Here is an 18,027-nt window from a genome sequence, read left to right on the forward strand (position 1 = left end):
CCCGGGCGACGCCGACGTCACTGCTGGCCCGTTCGAGGCTGTGGCCGCCCCGCCTGAGCTGATCTCAGGGTCGATTCGGGTGTTTCACCGGATGTCCCCCGCCCCGGCACCCGCGAAACTGGCCCGGTGACTAGGGTATCCCCGCGCTGGCGGCAGACATTGGTGTGGCTCCACGTAATCTCCTCGGTCGCGTGGATGAGCCAAGCCCTCGCCCTTTTCGTGCTGGCCCTGGTCGCGCTTTCCGGAGAACAACCCGGCCCGGCGATGACCATGGCCAAGCACCTCGACACCGTGCTGCTCGCGCCGATGGCGAACACCGCCGCCTTCACCGGCCTGCTTCTCGCCGGAGCAACAGCCTGGGGTTTCTTCCGGCATTGGTGGGTGCTGGTCAAATTCGGGCTGACGCTCGTCCAGCTGTACGCCGGGATCTTCCTGCTCTCCCCCGCGCTCACCGAAGCCGCGGCGACCGGCAGGCCCGGCTGGCAGCAGGCCGCGGGCACCGCGCTGATGGCGAGCGGGCTGGCGTTTCAGGTCTGGATCTCGGTGGCCAAACCGTGGTCGCGCACGCCGTGGTCCGCCGCCGTCAAGCCGCCGACCGCGCCGGTCTGGGTCTTTGCGGCCGGGATCGCCGCGCCGATCGCGGACACCGCCGCCGGGATCGCGCTCGGCTATCCGATGCCCGCGCTTTCGCTGCTCATGCTTGTCGTAGCGCTCGCCCGGCGGCCGAAGCGCGTCCTCAAAGCTGGTTGACGTCCACGATCCGCACCACCGCGCTGCCCACCTCGTCCGAGGCGCGCAGATCGACCTCCGCGCTGATTCCCCAGTCATGGTCGCCGGCGGGATCGTCGAAGATCTGCCGGACCCGCCACAGGTCCGGCTCCTTCTCGATCAGCAGCAACGCCGGACCACGCGCGTCCGGGCCGATTCCGAGCGAATCGTGCTCGTCGAAGTAGTCCTCGATCGCGTCTTCCCACGCGTCCGCGTCCCACCCGGAAGCGGCGTCCAGCGCGCCCAGTTCGTCGTAAGCCCGGCGCGAGGCCAGTTCCACCCGGCGGAACAACTCGTTGCGCACCAGCACCCGGAACGCCCGCTCGTTGCGCGTGACCGCGGGCGGCTCGGGCGGCGGCCGGTGCGACACCGGGCCCTCCTCGTCCGGATGCCGCAGCGCTTCCCATTCGTCCAGCAGGCTCGAGTCGACCTGGCGCACCAATTCGCCGAGCCATTCGATGAGGTCCTGCAGCGATTCGGTTTTCGCCTCGTCCGGAACGGTGTGCCGCAGCGCGTCGTAGGTGTCGGCGAGATAGCGCAGCACCAACCCCTCGGAACGCGCGAGCTGATAAAAGCCCACGTATTCCACGAAGTTCATCGCGCGCTCGTACATATCGCGCACCACCGACTTCGGCGAAAGCTCGTAATCCGCCACCCACGGATGCCCGGCCCGGTAAGACTGGTAAGCCGCGCTGAGCAGTTCCTCCAACGGTTTCGGGTACGTGACGGACTCGAGCAGCTCCATCCGTTCGTCGTACTCGATCCCGTCGGCCTTCATCGCCTGCACAGCCTCGCCGCGCGCCTTGAACTGCTGCTGCGACAGCACCGGCCTCGGGTTGTCCACAGTGGATTCCACAATGGACACCACGTCCAGCGCGTACGACGGCGACTCCATGTCCAGCAGTTCGATGGCAGCCAAGGCGAACGGCGAAAGCGGCTGGTTCAACGCGAAATCGAACTGCAGGTCCACCGTCAGCCGGACGATGCGGCCCTCGGCGTCCGGTTCGGGCAGCTTCTCCACCACCCCGGCGGCGAGCAGCGAACGGTAGATCTCGATCGCCCGCAGGATCAGTTTTCGCTGCGTCGGACGGTCCGAATGGTTGTCCTCCAGCAGATGCCGCATCGCGTCGAACGCGTTGCCCGGCCGGGAAATCACGTTCAGCAGCATCGAATGGCTGACCTGGAAGCTGGAAGTGAGCGGTTCCGGCTCGGCCGCGATCAGCCGGTCGAACGTGCTCTCGGTCCAGTTGACGAAGCCCTCCGGCGCTTTCTTCCGGACGATCTTCTTTTTCTTCTTCGGGTCGTCGCCCGCTTTCTCCAACGCCTTCGCGTTTTCCACCACGTGATCCGGAGCCTGCACGACCACGTACCCGTCGGTGTCGTACCCGGCCCGGCCCGCGCGTCCGGCGATCTGGTGGAACTCGCGCGCCTTCAAATGCCGCTGCCGCACGCCGTCGTATTTCGTCAGCGCCGAGAACACCACCGTGCGGATCGGCACGTTGATGCCGACGCCGAGCGTGTCCGTCCCGCAGATCACCTTCAGCAGCCCGGACTGCGCGAGCGTTTCGACCAGCCGCCGGTACTTCGGCAGCATGCCGGCGTGGTGCACGCCGATGCCGTGCCGCACGAGCCGCGAGAGCGTCTTGCCGAACCCGGCGGAGAACCGGAAGTCGCCGAGCAGATCGGCGATCGCCTCCTTCTCCGCCTTGGTCGTGACGTTGATGCTCATCAGCGTCTGCGCCCGTTCGATGGCCGCGGCCTGCGAGAAATGGACGACATACACCGGCGCCTGGCCGCCGTTGAGCAGCTCGGACATCGTCTCGTGCAGCGGCGTGAGCGCGTACCGGAAGGTGAGCGGCACCGGCCGCTGCGCCGAAGTGACCACCGCGGTCGGCCGTCCGGTCCGCCGGGTCAGGTCCTTTTCGAAGAACGAAACGTCGCCGAGCGTGGCCGACATGAGCACGAACTGCGCGTTCGGCAGTTCGATCAGCGGGACCTGCCACGCCCAGCCGCGGTCCGGTTCCGAATAGAAGTGGAACTCGTCGGCGACGACCTGGCCCACCGGGGCGCCGGCGCCGTCGCGCAACGCGATGTTCGCCAAGATTTCCGCGGTGCAGCAGATGATCGGCGCGTCCGCGTTGACGCTCGAATCGCCGGTCATCATGCCGACCTGATCGGCCCCGAAGATCTCGATGAGCTGGAAGAACTTCTCCGAGACCAGCGCTTTGATCGGCGCGGTGTAAAAACTGCGTTTGCCGTGTGCGAGCGCGGTGAAGTGCGCGCCGACCGCCACGAGGCTCTTGCCGGAGCCGGTCGGCGTCGACAGGATCACGTTGGCCCCGGAGACGACCTCGATCACCGCCTCCTCCTGCGCCGGGTACAGCTCGATGCCCCGCTGGCCCGTCCACGTCGTGAAGGCTTCGAACAGGGAATCTGCGTCGGGATCCGCTGGCAGGAGGTCGGTGAGAGTCATCGCGGCCCCCATCGTGCCATCCCGCCCCCGGTTCCGGGTGCGGGGGAGATCGCGGGTGCTTGCCCCAACCCGTAGGCTTCCGGTACCGCGCGCTGCCGGAGGGGAACGGACAGGCGGGCGCGCACACGGGCGGTACTCGCGGAGGATTCGGCAAATGGCACAGGACATCATCCCGATCGAGCTCGGGCTGCCGCAGGGCGACGTGGTCACCCTCTGGGCCCCGCGGTGGCGGGAAGACGGCGAGGAGTGGGAAGCGTTCCTCGGCGACGAGGACGACCTGTACGCCTTCCCGGACGCCGCGCACCTAGCCGCCTTCGTGCGCACGGCCGAGCAGCACGACCTGCTGGACCACCCGGCGTGGGACGCGGTGCCCGCGCTGAACGTGCCCGAGCTGATCCCCGACGACGACCACTCCTACGACCTCGTCGGCGTGCCCGAGCTGGTCGCCGAGGAGCCGGATTCGTGGACGATCGGCGAGCTGGCCGAGATCGTCGGCATCGTCCGTTCGCTCGCCGACGTGTGCGAGCTGGACGAGGTGCACGAGGTCCTCGACGCGTACGAGGGCTTCTCGCTGCTGGAGCAGGGCCGGCTGCCGTTCACCGGGCGCGAGGGCGAAGCGCTGTGGAACGACCTGTCGAAGGCCGTCTCCGAGAAGTGGGACACCGTGCTCGACGCGATCGACAACCTGGTGACCGTGCCGGACGTCGACGCCGCGGTGCTGGAGCAGACCGCCGAGGAGCTGGCCGCCTTCCACGAGGAATCCGCCGAGGCGGAGGCCGGGGAAGAGGACGGCGGGCCGGAGGACCTCGAGGCGGTCGACGCCGACGACGAGGACGCCGAGGACGAGCCGGTCGGCTTCTGGGGCGAGGTCGGCATCGACCCGATCAAGATCGTCACCTCCGGCGCGGAGTACTACACGCTGCGCTGCTACCTCGACGACAAGCCGGTGTTCCTCGGCACCGAGGGCGAGATCGACGTGTTCAGCTCGCCGAAGGCGCTGCTCAAGGCGATCAAGGCGGGCGACGAACTCGCCGACACCGACCTCGCCGGGGTGTCCACTTGGGACGAGGTGCGCGAGAAGGCGGCGGCCGACGAGCTGGAGATCGAGGTCGACCAGGACAACACCTACGTGTTCCCCGGCCTCGACGAGGACATCGCCGAGGGCCCGGAGTCGATCGACCCGACCCAGCTGGAACTGGCCGTCGAGCTGATCACCGACGCCGCCGAATGGGCGGGCGACGACACCGTCGAAACCGCGCTGGCGGCCAACGAAAGCCTCGGCTGGCTGGTGTCGTTCGTGCTGCGGCCGGACCCGAGCCGGCTCGAGCCGAGCGCTCCGTTCGACGCCGAGCAGAGCGCCTGGCGCAAGCTGGTGGAGGACTTCGAGAACCGCCTCACGGTGGTCTGAACCTTCTAGAGGGCGTCGAACACGCTCTCGGCCGGGTCCCCGGCGGAGAACATCTTCCAGGCGGCGTCGGCGATCGCATCCGGATCCAGGGTGTGCCCGCCGGCGTCGCCGTATTTTTCCCGCTGGGCAACGACCATCCGGTGGATGTCGCCGCGTTCGACCAAGCCGCCGATGATCAGGCTGCCCGCGTAGACGCCGGTCCCGGCCAGCCCCTCGTGCAGCGTCCGCGCGTAGTTCCGCAGCGCCGCCGACGACACCGCGAGCGCGCCGAGCGCGGGCATCGGCCGGACCGCGCTGAGCCCGCCGGCGAACAGGAATCCGCCTCGCCCGCGCTCCAGCATGCCCGGCAGCAGTTTGCCGACCACCTCCACCGCCGGGTACACCCAGCTCATCGCCTTCTCGACGGCGTCGACGGTCGCGTCGGTGATGTCGGTGGGCATGCTGTCCGGCTCGATCGCGGCCGGGCCGTAGTAGGCGACGTCGATGCCGCCGAATCGTCCGGCGATTTCGTCGAGCGTCGCGCCGATTCCGTTCCGGACGTCGCCGACGAACGCTTCCGCGTTGTCGAGTTCGGCCAGGTAGGCCGGGTGCCGCTCAGCGGTGCGCGAGACGAGGGCGACGCGGTATCCCTCGCCGGAGAACCGGCGGGCTATCGACATCCCGAGGCCGGGTCCGGCCCCGAGGACGACAGCGGTCGGGCGTGCGGTCATGGCTTGTCTTCCTTCCCCAGAGGTAAATCGAGGGCTGCCTCGACTTCTGTCAAGCTACCACAAAACCCGAGGGTGCCCTCAACTTTGTACGATGGGACCCATGGCCACCGGATCGAAGCCGTTGCGCGCGGACGCCGCCCGCAACCGCGACAAGCTGCTGGCCGCCGCGACGCGCGCGTTCGGCGAGCAGGGCCTCGACGCGCCGCTGGAGCAGATCGCCCGCAGCGCCGGAGTCAGCATCGGCACGCTGTACGCGCACTTCCCGACCCGGGAGGCCTTTGTCGACGCGATCCTGCCCGCGCAGCTCGCCGCGTTGGACGAGCTGGCGACGAAGGCGCTCGCGGAACCGGACCCATGGCAGGGCTTCACCGGATTCCTTGACGGACTGTTCGCGTTGCAGGCCAAGGACCACGGGCTCAGCGACGCCCTTGCCCGGCGGCTGCCGCTGAGCCCGGCCGTGCTGGAAGCGTGCCGCGCCGGTTTCGAGCACGCCGCGCGGGTTATCGACCGGGCAAAGGAATCCGGGCAGCTGCGCGCCGATTTCGAACCCGCGGACCTGGCCCCGCTGGTCTCCGCGATGTCGCAGCTGATCCGCGAATCACCCGAAACCTGGCGGCGGCACTTGGCGTTCTTTCTCGACGGCCTGCGCGCTTAGTCCTTTTCGGACTCCGCGCGTACCGGCACCAAACCTATTGCCAGCAACGGGAAAACCGCCGCCACGCAATACGCGAGCGCGTACCGACTGTCGCCGATCACCAGCCCCAGCAACGGCGGCGTCAGGGACGCGGCGATGTTCTGCGCGGTGTTCTGCGTCCCCATCGCCCGCCCCGACCATGCGACGCCGGCCAGTTCCGCCGACGCGGTGAAGCCAAGGCCGTTGTCCGCCACCGTGATCACCGCCGCCAGCACCAGCGCGGCCAACACCAGCCACAGCCAGGTCGCGTCTCCGAGCGCGACCAGCAGCATCACGACCACACTGGCGACAGCGAGCTGCCGCATCGGCCGCAACCGGCTGCCGACCCGGTCCGACCAGTACCCGGACGCCAGCCGCCCGAGCGCGCCGAGCACCTGAGCCACCGCGACGAACACCCCGGCCTGCGCGGCGGTCCATTGATGCTGCGACACCAGATACACCGGCGCGAACGCGGACACCGCGAACTGCGGCACCACCAACAGCGCGCTCGCGCCGTGCACGCGCCACAACCACGGCTTGCGGTACGGCGACGGCGGCCGCTCCCCCTTCGCCGCACGCGGCGGCCGCGGCGGGTCGACGACGAACGCCGCCACCAGCAGCGCCACGCCGATCGCGAGCACGGCCGGCAGCAGCATGGCCGCTTGGAAACCCCACCGCGCGGCCAGCGGCGGCAGCCCGAGTGCGGCCACTCCGACGCCCAGCGGCTGGGCCGTCTGCCGGATCCCCATCGCGACGCCGCGCTCGGATTTCGCGAACCAGCCCATCACGACCCGGCCGCTCGCCGCGTTCACCGAAGCCGTGCACGCACCGGCTACGAGAAACACCCCAAAGAGAAGGCCGACCGGGTGGTGCCACAGGGCGGCGTACACGAGGAGTAATCCCGATGCGCCCAGGCCCAGCGCCATGATGAGGCGCTCGCCGTAACGGTCCGCAGCCGCGCCCCAGGCGATGAGCGTCAGCAGCAGGCCGATGCTCGGCGCCGCGACGACCGTGCCCGCCTGCGCCAGCGTCAGCTGGTCGGCCTCGCGCATGGCGGGCACGAGAAACGGCAGCCCGTAAAGGAACGAACAGCTGGCGGTCTGCGCGGCGAGGCCGAGCGCGAGGATCAGCCACCGTCGCGAACTGCCTTTTTGCCGCACCTGCTCCCCGGCCTCGACCTGCGCCATTCCGTCCACCGTCTCACTATTTGAGAATTATGTCTTACATGGTGAACGATAGTTGGCATGGCTAACGAACGCAACCGCCGCTGGGGCGCGACCGGGAATCAGCCGAGCGCCGCGTACCCGGGTTTGACGACGTTCTCGATCACCTCGAGCCGCTCGTCGAAATCGAGGAACGCGGATTTCATCGCGTTGATGGTGAACCAGCGGAAGTCGTCGAGGCCGAAGCCGAACGTCTCGGCCAGCGCGGCGAATTCACTGGTCATCGTGCAACCGCTCATCAGCCGGTTGTCGGTGTTGACGGTGACGCGGAAGCGCAGCCGGGCGAGCAGGCCGATCGGATGCTCGGCCAGCGACGGCACGGTTCCGGTCTGGACATTCGACGAGGGACAGATTTCCAGCGGGATCCGCCGGTCCCGGACGTAGGCGGCCAACCGTCCAAGATGGACATTTCCGTCCGCGTCGGTGGTGATGTCCTCGGCGATCCGCACGCCGTGCCCGAGCCGTTCCGCGCCGCAGTACTGGATTGCCTCGCCGATCGACGGAAGCCCGAACGCCTCGCCGGCATGAATAGTGAAATGCGCATTGTTCCGGCGCAAATAGTCGAATGCGTCCAGATTGCGGGTGGGCGGGAATCCGTCCTCCGGTCCGGCGATGTCGAATCCGGCCACCCCGGCGTCGCGGTAGCGCACCGCCAGTTCGGCGATCTCGAGCGCGCGGGCGTGCTGGCGCATGCCGCACAACAGCGTCCGCACCCGGATCCGGCCGCCGCCCGCGGCTACCCTCCGCGTCCCCTCGGCGAAGCCCTCCTGGACCGCCTCGACCACTGCATCGAGTGACAGCCCGCGTTCCACGAACAGCTCCGGCGCGTACCGCAGCTCGGCGTAGACCACCCCGTCCGCGGCCAGGTCTTCGACCGCTTCCGCGGCAACCCTGACCAGCGCTTCCTCCGTCTGCATGACGCCACACGTATGGGCGAACGTCTCGAGGTACGACACCAGCGAACCGGAGTCGGCCGCGGCGCGGAACCAGCGGCCCAGCTCGGCCGGATCCGTCGCGGGCAAGTCCCGGTAGCCGAGATCCTCGGCGAGTTCGGCGACCGTGCCGGGGCGCAAGCCGCCGTCGAGGTGATCGTGGAGCAGGACTTTGGGGGCACGGCGCAGGATCTCCGCGCTCAGCGGGGTTACGTCCGACATGCTCCAACGGTAGCCTCGCTGTCATTCCCCTGCCTGGCCGTAACCGAGAGCACCGGAACAACCCTCTGCTCAGCACTGTGCGCAAGGAATCGGCCATCCGGGTGGCGCGCCCCTTATCCGCGTTCCCCGGGGGCCATACGCACAGCAATTTTCTTCATCGATAAGCTCGGGTCAGTCCCTTCCATTTTCCCCGCCGACGAAGGACACCGCAGTGACCACTGACAACCACATTGCCGCTCCGTCGTTCGACCGGATGCGCAACATGCTGGTGCGCGCGGCCGAGGTTCGTGAGAGCGAGCAGCAGCAGATCTTCGACGCGCTCGACGACATCTACGCCCGGCTCGCGCCGGTGGACTCCCTGGGCGCGGTGCGCAAGCGGCTGTCGGAACTGCCGGACCGGACCGAGGTCGGGGTGCTGGCGGAACGCCTCGACGAGGCGATGACGCGGCTGGAGTCGCAGGACAACGCCATCGCCGCGCTCACGCACGCGGTGGAGAGCATCGTCGACAAGCTGGCGAAGCCCTTCGCCCAGCTCGACGGACGCCTCGACGGCGTGGCGGCGCGGTTCGAGGGTGTCGCGGGCCGGATGGACGGGCTCGAGGACAAGCTGCAGAACATCCACCGCAGGCTCGACGAGCTGGGCGGGCACCTGGACAAGCAGGACGCGAAGCTGGAGTCGCTGCCGCAGGCGACGCAGGGCCCGATCCGCGACCGGATCGAGATGACCGAGGCGTCGCTGCGCGAGCGGATCGAGACCACCGACCAGGAACTGCGCTCGCGCGTGGACGAACTGGACCGCGCGACGAAGGAACGCATCGCCACCGCGACCGACGCGCTGAAGAGCGCCGTGTCCGACACCGGCGAGATGATCGACCCGGCCGCCCGGCTCGACGCGGTGGGCACGAAGCTCGAAACGATCACCCAGCGTCTCGACGACCTGTCCAGCCGCATCGACAAGGTCGAAGACGACGTCACCGGCCGCATCGGCGACCTGGACGGCTCGGTCCGCAGCGGTCTGTCGAAGGTCGAAGGCACGCTGGCGAAGCAGCCGGACACCGACGCGGTCGACTCGCTGGTGCGCCGCAGCAACGACGAATCGGTGCGCCGCATCGGCGGGCAGCTGGACGAGGCGATGGCGACCTTCGCGGAGCTGATGCTCGGCGGAGGCCCGGCGGTGCAGCAGATCGCCCCGCCGCCGCCCGCCCCGCGGCAGCCGCGCCGCAGCTCGCGGAACGGGCGGTCGCCCAAGGCCGCTGAAGCGAAGGCCAAGGCCGGCGGCGACGCGGACGAGTCGACCGACTGACAGCTGAATGACCAAAGCCCCCGTCCAAAGTTCTGGACGGGGGCTTCGTCGTTTCGAGGGGTCAGGGCCGAACCGTCTCCAGCACGATCCCCCGCGCGGCCGGAGCCTCCGCCCCTACCGTGAACCCGCCTTCCAGAGCAGCGAGGGCAGCAGGCACCGCATCGGGAGTGTCCGTGTGCAGTTCCAGCAGCGGCTCCCCCTCCACCACCTGGTCACCCGGCTTCGCGTGGCACAAAATCCCCGCCGCGGCCTGCACCGGATCTTCCTTCCGCGCCCGACCGGCCCCGAGCCGCCACGCCGCGACGCCGACCGCATAGGCGTCCAGCGATGTCAGCACTCCCGACTCCGGCGCGGTGACCACGTGCACGTGCGCCGGACGCGGCAGCTCAGCCGACGGGTCTCCGCCTTGCGCGGTGATCATCCGAGCCCACACCTCGTAAGCCTCACCCGAAGCCAGCACCTCAGCCGGATCGACGGAAATACCCGCCAGCGCAAGCATTTCCCGAGCCAGCGCCACCGTCAGCTCGACGACATCAGCCGGGCCGCCGCCGCGCAGGACCTCAACCGCCTCCGCGACCTCGACCGCGTTCCCGACCGCTCGGCCCAGCGGCGTGCTCATGTCGGTGATCAACGCCGTGCAGGCCACCCCGTGCGCCGTGCCGATGTCCACCAGCGTCCGCGCCAGCAGCTGCGCCTCCGGCACGGTCTTCATGAACGCCCCGGAGCCCGCCTTCACATCCAGCACCAGGCCGGAAGCACCCTCGGCGATTTTCTTGCTCATGATCGAGCTGGCGATCAACGGCACCGACTCGACCGTCGACGTGACATCCCGCAGTGCGTACAGCTTCTTGTCCGCCGGAGCCAATCCCTCAGTCGCCGCGCAGACCACCGCGCCGACGGAGTTCAGCTGGGCCGCGATTTCGTCCAGCGAAAGAGCCGCGCGCCAGCCGGGGATCGACTCCAGTTTGTCCAAGGTCCCGCCGGTGTGGCCGAGTCCGCGACCGGACAGCTGCGGCACCGCGGCACCGCACGCGGCGACCAGCGGAGCCAGCGGCAAGGTGATCTTGTCGCCGACCCCGCCGGTCGAGTGCTTGTCCACCGTCGGGCGCGCGACGTCCAGCGACAGCCGCGAACCCGAGTCGATCATCGCGCCCGTCCAGCGCGCGATCTCGCCGTCGTCCATGCCGCGCAAGAAAATCGCCATGGCCAGTGCGGCCATCTGTTCTTCGGCGACCGCGCCGCGGGTGTAGGCGTCGACGACCCAGTCGATCTGCTCGTCGCTCAGCCGTCCGCCATCCCGCTTGGTCCGGATGACGTCTACCGCAGTGAAAGTCACGGCAAGTCCTCCGGACCGAACGCGTCCGGCAGCACCTCCGACATCGGCAGCACCCCGCGCGGAGTGTCGACCAGGCAAGAGGAACCGCCGAGTTCAAACAAGATCTGCCGACACCGTCCACAAGGCATCAACAGCTCACCCGAGCCGCTTCGGCAAGCCACGGCAACCAACCGGCCACCGCCGGACAGTCGCAATTGTCCGGCCATTGTGCACTCAGCGCACAAACCCAAGCCGTACGACGCGTTTTCGACGTTGCACCCGGTCACCTGCCGACCATCGTCCACAATGGCCGCCACGCCGACGTGCAGTCCCGAATAAGGTGCGTATGCGTGCGAAGCAGCCGAAACCGCGGCCGCGCGCAAAGCTTCCCAGTCCACTTCGGACATCAGTCGCCCTCACCTCGCCGGTACTGCGCACCGTCCGCCTTGGGTGGCCGAAGTCGTTGCGACGCAACGGCCAGCACAATCAGCGTGACGAAGTGCGCGGTGTACGGGATCAAGTCGCTCGGCAGAGTGTCGTTGGTCCAGTAGATCGCGTACAGAATCCCAGCGCCGACCACCCCCAGCGCGGCCGCGAGCCAGCGCTTCCGGATCAGCTGCACGATCACGATGATCGCCAGCAGAATGACCGCGCCGTACAGCAGCGCCAGCACCGCGTCGCCGCCGCCGGCGAGCTGCAGACCGTCGGAGTACCCGAACAGCGCGGCGCCGCCGAGCAGCCCGCCCGGCCGCCAGTTGCCGAAAATCATCGCGGCCAGACCGATGTACCCGCGGCCGTTGGTCTGGTTCTCCAGGTAGTCCGCGCCGCCCTTGAGCAGCACCAGCGAAGCACCGCCCATGCCCGCGAAACCGCCGGAGATCAGTACGCCGACGTACTTGTACCGATAAACATTCACGCCGAGCGACTCCGCCGCGACCGGATTCTCGCCGCACGAACGCAGCCGCAGGCCGAACCGCGTGCGCCAGAGAATCCAGTAGCTGACCGGGATCAGCAGGATCGCGATCATGGTCAGCGGCGCGACACCGGTCACCAAACCGCGCAGAATGCCCGCGACATCGGACAATCCGACGCGCTGCTGGTCTTCCAGCGAACCCAGCCAGTCCGACAATCCGGCCGCCGAGTAGGTGTCGAACTTCGGCACCGGCGGCGACTGGCGCGGGTTTCCCGACAGCGGCTCGAAAATGAGGTTCGCCAGATACTTCGCGACCCCGAGCCCGAGCAGGTTGATCGCGACGCCGGAGACGATGTGGTTGACGTTGAACGTCACCGTCGCCACCGCGTGCAGCAGCCCGCCCAGCGCACCGAACCCGATCGCGGCCAGCAGGCCGACCCACGCGCCGCCGTAGTAGGCACCCCAGGCCGCGCCCCAGGTGCCGAGGATCATCATGCCTTCGAGGCCGATGTTGATCACGCCCACGCGCTCGGCCCACAGCCCGCCCAGCGCGCACAGCAGAATCGGCAACGCCAGCCGCAGCGCGGTCGACGCGGTGTTGCTGGACGTCAGCGCCGAAACGCCGGTCGCGTACGACGCGGTCGACATGACCGCGATCGCGACCACGGCCCAGATCACGCCGCGCAGCCAGCCGGGGATCCGCGGCCGCTTGCGCTTGACCGGCATCGGCGTCCCGGATTCCGGTCCCGGCCGGGAAAACTCCGTCGTGGTGGTCACACCGCACCGCCTTCCGCGACCGAGGCGCCCTTGCGGCCGTTGCCGGCGAGCGCCCTGCCGACCCTGCGCTGTTCCGCGGCGAGGTCGGCCCGGCGCACGATCTCGTACGCCACGACGACCGAGAGCACGATGATGCCCTGCATGATCGTCGCGATTTCCTTGGACACGTTGATCTGCTCCAGCGACACCGCCGAGGTGTCGAGGAACGCCCACAGCAGCGCGCCGAACGCGATGCCGCCGGGGTGGTTACGGCCGAGCAGCGCGACCGCGATGCCGGTGAAGCCGTACATCTGGGTCGCGGTGATGCCGTAGGAGTAGTCGCGGCCGAGGAGTTCCGGCATGGCGACCAGACCGGCCACCGCACCGGAGAGCAGCATCGCGATGAGCGTCATCTTCTTCGCGCTCACCCCGCCGGCCGCGGCGGCCGTCGCGGACTCGCCGCTCGCCTTCAGCTCGAAGCCGAACCTGGTGCGGTTCAACATGAACCAGTACGCGCCGCCGATCACGATCGCGATGAGCACGAACCCGAACAGCGTGCCCGACCCGACCGGGATGCCCGGGATCCGGCCGGACGGCGCGATCACCCTGGTCCCGATGTTGTTGCCGGTCTGCACGCCGAACTGGTCGGCGTTGATCAGGAAGGCGATGATGCCGGCGACGATCGAGTTCAGCATGATCGTCGAGATGACCTCGCTGACGCCGCGGGTCACCTTGAGCACCGCCGGGATCGTCGCGTACAGCGCACCGGAAACGATGGCCACCAGCAGGATCACGATGGTGTGGACAACCGGCGGCAATTGCAGCGCCCCGCCGATGATCGCGGCGACCACCGCGGCGAACCGGTACTGGCCCTCGACGCCGATGTTGAACAGGTTCATCTGGAACCCGATCGCCACCGCGAGGCCGGAGAGGTAGTACACCGTCGCGAGGTTGACCGTGTCGACCGCGGTGGAGCCCTTGAACAGCTGGCCGATCATCGTCCCGTACGCCTGCAACGGGTCGGCGCCGGAGATGACGAGCGCGATCGCGGACAGGATCACCGCGAACGCGATCGCGAGCAGGGGCGGCAACAGCCGCGTGCGCCACGAACTCATGAGTCTTCACCTTCTTCGGCGCCGGTCATGGCGGAACCGAGTTCCTGCGGAGTGACGGTGGCCGGGTTCGCCTCGCTCACGAGCCGCCCGCGCAGCATCACGCGAATGGTGTCGGACAACCCGATCAGCTCGTCGAGGTCCGCGGAGATCAGCAGCACGGCGAGCCCGTCGGCACGCGCCTGGCGGATCTGTTCCCAGATCAGCGCCTGCGCGCCGACGTCGACCCCGCGCGTCGGGTGCGAAGCGATCAGCAGCACCGGATTGCCGGACAGCTCGCGGCCGACGATCAGCTTCTGCTGGTTGCCGCCGGACAGCGCGGCGGCCGGAACGTCGATGCCGGGCGTGCGGACGTCGTACTCGCGCACGATCCGCTCGGTGTCCTCGCGCGCGCCCGCGATGTTGAGCAACTGCCCGCCGGACACCGGTTCCCGCGTCTGGTACCCGAGAATCCGGTTGACCCACAACGGTTGCGTGAGCAGCAGGCTGTGCCGCGTGCGGTCCTCGGCGATGTAGCCGATGCCCGCCTCTCGCCGCGCCAGCGTGCCCAGCTTGACCAGGTCGTGCGTCTCGCCGTCGGGCGGCGTCAGCTCGATGTGGCCGCCGCTCGCCTTGCGCATCCCCATGATCGTCTCGACCAGTTCGGTCTGGCCGTTGCCCTCGACGCCCGCGATGCCGAGCACCTCGCCCGCGTGCACGGTGAAGGAAATGTGGTCGAGCACGTTGCGCTCGGACCCCTCGGCGGACAGCCGCAGCTCGCGTACCCGCAGCACCTCGCGATCGGTCACCGTCGACTCGCGCGTCTCCGGGCTCGGCAACTCCGACCCGACCATCATCTCGGCCAGCTCGCGGCTGGTGATCTTCTTCGGATCAGCGGTGCCGACCGTGGTGCCGCGCCGGATCACGGTGACCGTGTCGGCGATCGCGCGCACCTCGTCCAGTTTGTGCGAGATGAAAAGGAACGTGTACCCGTCGGCCTGCATCTCGCGGACGGTGGCGAACAGCGCGTCCACTTCCTGCGGCACGAGCACGGCGGTCGGCTCGTCGAGGATGATGATTTTCGCGCCGCGGTAAAGGACTTTGACGATCTCGACGCGCTGGCGGTCGGCGACGCCGAGTTCCTCCAGCAGCGCGTCCGGCTTCGCGTGCAGCCCGGTCCGCTTCGCCAGCTCCTGCAGCCGCGCCCGCGCCGCGCGGCCGATGCCGTGCAGCGATTCCGCGCCGAGGAACACGTTTTCCGCGACAGTGAGGTTGTCGGCGAGCATGAAGTGCTGGTGCACCATGCCGATCCCGGCCCGGATGGCGTCCTGCGGGTTGCGCAGTCTCACCTCGGCGCCGTTGATGGCGATGCTGCCCTCGTCGGGCTGCTGCATCCCGTACAGGATCTTCATCAGGGTCGACTTGCCCGCGCCGTTCTCGCCGCACAGCGCGTGCACCTCGCCCGCCGCGACGGTGAGGTTGACGTCGGAGTTCGCGACGACGCCGGGGAACCGTTTGGTGATCCCGGTCAGCTGGACGGCCGGCACGCCCCGGTCGGGGACGGCTTCGGCCTCGATCTCGGTCATCGGAGGGGACATCCCGTTCTGTCGGAAACGCGTGAGGGCCCGGAAGGAAGATCCTTCCGAGCCCTGCCGCGTCGTGAGCGTTACTTGGCCGGCTTGTCCGAGACCTTGATGGCGCCGGAGACGATCTGGGCCTTGTACCCGTCCAGCACGTCCTTGATGTCGTCGACCTTGCCACCGGAGGTGGAGTAGCCGACGCCGTCGGACTTCAGGTCGAAGCGCTTCGGCACCGTGCTCAGGTCGCCCTTCGCGACGGCCTGCAGGTACTCGAAGACCGCGACGTCGACGCGCTTGATCATCGAGGTGATGATGATGTCCTTGTCGGCGGCGACGGTCTTCTGGTTGTACTGGTCGGAGTCGACGCCGATGGCCAGCGCGTTGTTCTGCTTCGCCGCGTCGAACACGCCCTTACCGGAGGCGCCAGCGGCGTGATAGACGACGTCCGCGCCGCGCGAGATCTCCGCGGCCGCCTTCGCGTTGCCCTTCGGCGGGTCCTGGAAGCCGGAGAAGTCGCCGGCCGGCGTCAGGTACTCGTCCTCGATCTTGATCTTGCTCGAAACGGCCTTCGCGCCCTGCAGGAAGCCCGCCTCGAACTTCTGGATCAGCGGGGTGTTCACGCCGCCGACGAAGCCGACGTGGCACTTCTTGCTCTTGTACGCGGCGGCGACGCCGGCCAGGAACGAGCCCTGCTCCTCGGCGAAGACCAGCGGCGTGACGTTCGGCAGGCTGATCGAGTCGTCGTCGACGATCGCGAACTTGGTGTTCGGGTACTTCGCGGCGACCGTCTTCACCGACGGCGCGTAGGCGAAGCCGACCGCGATGATCGGGTTCAGGCCCGACTGCGCCATCTGCTCGAGCCGCTGCTGCTTGGCGGCTTCGCTCTCGCTCGCGCTCGCGGTGCTCTCGTTGACCGTCGGGACGCCGAGGTCAGACTTCGCCCGGTCGGTCCCCGCGGCGGCCGCGTCGTTGAAGGAAGCGTCACCGCGGCCGCCGACGTCGAAGGCCAGGCCGACCTTGAGCTTGCTGCCGTCGACCTTGCCCGAGGCGGCGCTGCTGCTCGTGGCGGCGGCCGGCGCTGCGGGCGGCTTCGGGGCGGTGATGCAGTTCGAGCCCGAATTGCCGTCCGAACCGGACGCGTTGTTGTTGTTGCTTCCCCCGGTGTCCTTCGCGCACCCGGCCAGTGCAAGCACCCCAGCCATGGTCGCGGCGGCCAGCGCGGTTCCACGCATGCGACGCAACGTGTGTCTCCCTCCCCGCTGATCCAGCGGACGATCCAGGAACGGCCCGGTCACGGTCGCCGGGCTCAACTGGCAGACCGTACCCAACCGCCGGGTAACCGCCATAGGAACGGCACGCTACGTAACACAAACGTTTACTCGGAGGTCTGATCCGCGACCATTCCGGCGCCGACCGTGATCAACTGCCGCCGCCCTGCCGCCCGCGCTCACTCACCGTGGCCCCCGAAAGTCCGCGAAGGGACCCCTGGGGGAAGCAGCGTCCTTCCGGGTTCCCCTCACGGCCAGCTCAGACGTGCTCCAGACCACACGTCCGAGTGGTCTGCCGTGGTCACCGGTGTCTGGTCCATCACAGAGAGGAACCCGGAGGTGAGCCGCGCGTTGGGGTCGGGTCTAGCATCCATGCATCCACGCTCGATGGCCCCTGATCTCGGCACCGTCGCCGGAGTTGTCCCCAGTGGACCGACCCCGGCCTCGGGTGCGGACCTCACCGGTCACCCGGGCACGACAGTCATGACGTTGGAGGCCGTTCACCGATGTCCACCACGGCGAGCACTGCCACCGAAAGCGGGGCAGGAGCTAGCGATCGGGCGGGTGCCTCACGCCGGCAGGGAACCTTCTACCGGGGCGACCCCGGCATGTGGTCCTGGGTGCTTCACCGCATCACCGGCGTGCTGACCTTTTTCTTCCTGTTCGTGCACGTGCTCGACACCGCGCTCGTGCGCGTGTCGCCGAACACCTACGACCAGGTCATCGAGACGTACAAGACGCCGATCGTGAACCTGCTCGAGGTCGGCCTTGTCGGCGCGGTGCTGTTCCACGCGCTCAACGGGCTGCGCGTGCTGCTGGTCGACTTCTGGGCCAAGGGCCCGAAGTACCAGAAGACGATGCTCTGGGTCATCGGCGTCGTGTGGGTGGTCGTGATGGTTCCGGGTGCGTTCTTCATGCTGAAGCGCACCGTCGAGACGCTTTTCGGGGGTGCCTGATCCCATGGCCGACGCTCTGATCCTCGACAAGCCGCGCTCGCCGCGGCGCCCGGCCGCCCGGCGCAGCAACTTCGAGCTCTACAGCTGGCTGTTCATGCGCATTTCCGGGCTCGCGCTGATCATCCTGGTGCTGGGCCACCTGTTCATCATGAACATCCTCGACGGCGGCGTGCACCGCATCAACTGGGGCTTCGTCGCCGGCCGCTGGGCCTCGCCGTTCTGGCAGTTCTGGGACCTGGCCATGCTGTGGCTCGCCGAGATCCACGGCGGCAACGGCCTGCGCACGATCATCGACGACTACGCGCGCAAGGACTCCACCCGGTTCTGGCTGAAGATCCTGCTCTACGTCTCGATGGTGCTCATCCTGGCCGTCGGCACGATGGTGATCTTCACGTTCGACCCCGAGATGCCTGCCTCCTGAGGCGCACCCACCACT

16 protein-coding genes are annotated in these 18,027 nt (G+C 68.5%); 6 read left to right on the forward strand and 10 right to left on the reverse strand.

The features are described from left to right. The first annotated feature begins 126 nt into the window (after positions 1–126). The gene (locus F9C12_RS19370) at positions 127–750 is read left to right on the forward strand and encodes a hypothetical protein (RefSeq protein WP_409466810.1); all 624 of its coding nucleotides are present in this window, start codon (positions 127–129) and stop codon (positions 748–750) included. On the opposite strand, the gene F9C12_RS19375 is transcribed toward F9C12_RS19370, so the two are convergent. Further along, a complete protein-coding gene (locus F9C12_RS19375; RefSeq protein ID WP_409466811.1) occupies positions 737–3,241 on the reverse strand; it encodes a DEAD/DEAH box helicase in 2,505 nt (834 codons plus the stop codon). The genes F9C12_RS19370 and F9C12_RS19375 overlap by 14 nt on opposite strands. A 154-nt stretch (positions 3,242–3,395) precedes the next feature. Here F9C12_RS19375 and F9C12_RS19380 point away from each other — a divergent pair, with 154 nt between their 5' ends. After that, positions 3,396–4,649 carry a primosomal protein gene (locus F9C12_RS19380; RefSeq protein ID WP_409183357.1) on the forward strand — a complete coding sequence of 418 codons (1,254 nt, stop codon included), beginning with the start codon at positions 3,396–3,398 and terminating at the stop codon, positions 4,647–4,649. Positions 4,650–4,654: 5 nt separating this feature from the next. Here F9C12_RS19380 and F9C12_RS19385 read toward each other — a convergent pair whose 3' ends face one another. Next, the gene (locus tag F9C12_RS19385) at positions 4,655–5,359 is read right to left on the reverse strand and encodes an SDR family NAD(P)-dependent oxidoreductase (protein ID WP_409466812.1); all 705 of its coding nucleotides are present in this window, start codon (positions 5,357–5,359) and stop codon (positions 4,655–4,657) included. 100 nt (positions 5,360–5,459) lie between these two features. Between F9C12_RS19385 and F9C12_RS19390 the strand changes: the two genes are divergently transcribed. Continuing rightward, positions 5,460–6,014, forward strand: a complete 555-nt coding sequence (locus tag F9C12_RS19390) for a TetR/AcrR family transcriptional regulator (protein ID WP_409183359.1) — start codon at positions 5,460–5,462, stop codon at positions 6,012–6,014. Here F9C12_RS19390 and F9C12_RS19395 read toward each other — a convergent pair. Beyond that, positions 6,011–7,219 carry an MFS transporter gene (locus F9C12_RS19395; RefSeq protein ID WP_409467034.1) on the reverse strand — a complete coding sequence of 403 codons (1,209 nt, stop codon included), beginning with the start codon at positions 7,217–7,219 and terminating at the stop codon, positions 6,011–6,013. The genes F9C12_RS19390 and F9C12_RS19395 overlap by 4 nt on opposite strands. 98 nt (positions 7,220–7,317) lie before the next feature. Further along, entirely contained in the window at positions 7,318–8,409 is a 1,092-nt protein-coding gene (locus F9C12_RS19400; RefSeq protein ID WP_409466813.1) for an adenosine deaminase, read from the reverse strand. A 211-nt stretch (positions 8,410–8,620) separates the two neighbouring features. On the opposite strand from F9C12_RS19400, the gene F9C12_RS19405 reads away from it, so the two are divergent. Then, on the forward strand, positions 8,621–9,712 hold the full coding sequence (locus F9C12_RS19405; RefSeq protein WP_409183362.1) for a PA containing protein: 1,092 nt from the start codon (positions 8,621–8,623) through the stop codon (positions 9,710–9,712). Between the two features lie 61 nt (positions 9,713–9,773). Here the strand turns inward: F9C12_RS19405 and F9C12_RS19410 are convergent, their stop codons facing one another. The 6 genes from F9C12_RS19410 to F9C12_RS19435 form a co-directional block, all read right to left on the reverse strand. Further along, on the reverse strand, positions 9,774–11,048 hold the full coding sequence (locus F9C12_RS19410; RefSeq protein WP_409183363.1) for a thymidine phosphorylase: 1,275 nt from the start codon (positions 11,046–11,048) through the stop codon (positions 9,774–9,776). After that, entirely contained in the window at positions 11,045–11,434 is a 390-nt protein-coding gene (locus F9C12_RS19415; RefSeq protein WP_134732499.1) for a cytidine deaminase, read from the reverse strand. The genes F9C12_RS19410 and F9C12_RS19415 overlap by 4 nt, the downstream gene beginning before the upstream one ends. Further along, positions 11,434–12,666: an ABC transporter permease gene (locus F9C12_RS19420; RefSeq protein WP_409186796.1), complete on the reverse strand. Its 1,233-nt coding sequence runs from the start codon at positions 12,664–12,666 to the stop codon at positions 11,434–11,436. The genes F9C12_RS19415 and F9C12_RS19420 overlap by 1 nt, the downstream gene beginning before the upstream one ends. A gap of 47 nt (positions 12,667–12,713) precedes the next feature. Next, on the reverse strand, positions 12,714–13,811 hold the full coding sequence (locus tag F9C12_RS19425) for an ABC transporter permease (protein WP_409183364.1): 1,098 nt from the start codon (positions 13,809–13,811) through the stop codon (positions 12,714–12,716). Next, complete coding sequence (locus F9C12_RS19430; protein ID WP_409466814.1) at positions 13,808–15,373, reverse strand: ABC transporter ATP-binding protein; 1,566 nt, start codon at positions 15,371–15,373, stop codon at positions 13,808–13,810. The genes F9C12_RS19425 and F9C12_RS19430 overlap by 4 nt, the downstream gene beginning before the upstream one ends. An 80-nt stretch (positions 15,374–15,453) precedes the next feature. Beyond that, positions 15,454–16,599: a BMP family protein gene (locus tag F9C12_RS19435; RefSeq protein ID WP_409183366.1), complete on the reverse strand. Its 1,146-nt coding sequence runs from the start codon at positions 16,597–16,599 to the stop codon at positions 15,454–15,456. A gap of 542 nt (positions 16,600–17,141) precedes the next feature. Here F9C12_RS19435 and sdhC point away from each other — a divergent pair. Further along, a complete protein-coding gene (gene sdhC, locus F9C12_RS19440; protein WP_078870582.1) occupies positions 17,142–17,591 on the forward strand; it encodes a succinate dehydrogenase, cytochrome b556 subunit in 450 nt (149 codons plus the stop codon). Positions 17,592–17,595: 4 nt separating this feature from the next. Further along, on the forward strand, positions 17,596–18,012 hold the full coding sequence (locus F9C12_RS19445) for a succinate dehydrogenase hydrophobic membrane anchor subunit (RefSeq protein WP_101435902.1): 417 nt from the start codon (positions 17,596–17,598) through the stop codon (positions 18,010–18,012). Positions 18,013–18,027: the final 15 nt, after the last annotated feature.

The sequence above is a fragment of the Amycolatopsis sp. GA6-003 genome (assembly GCF_046267895.1).
GTDB lineage: Bacteria > Actinomycetota > Actinomycetes > Mycobacteriales > Pseudonocardiaceae > Amycolatopsis.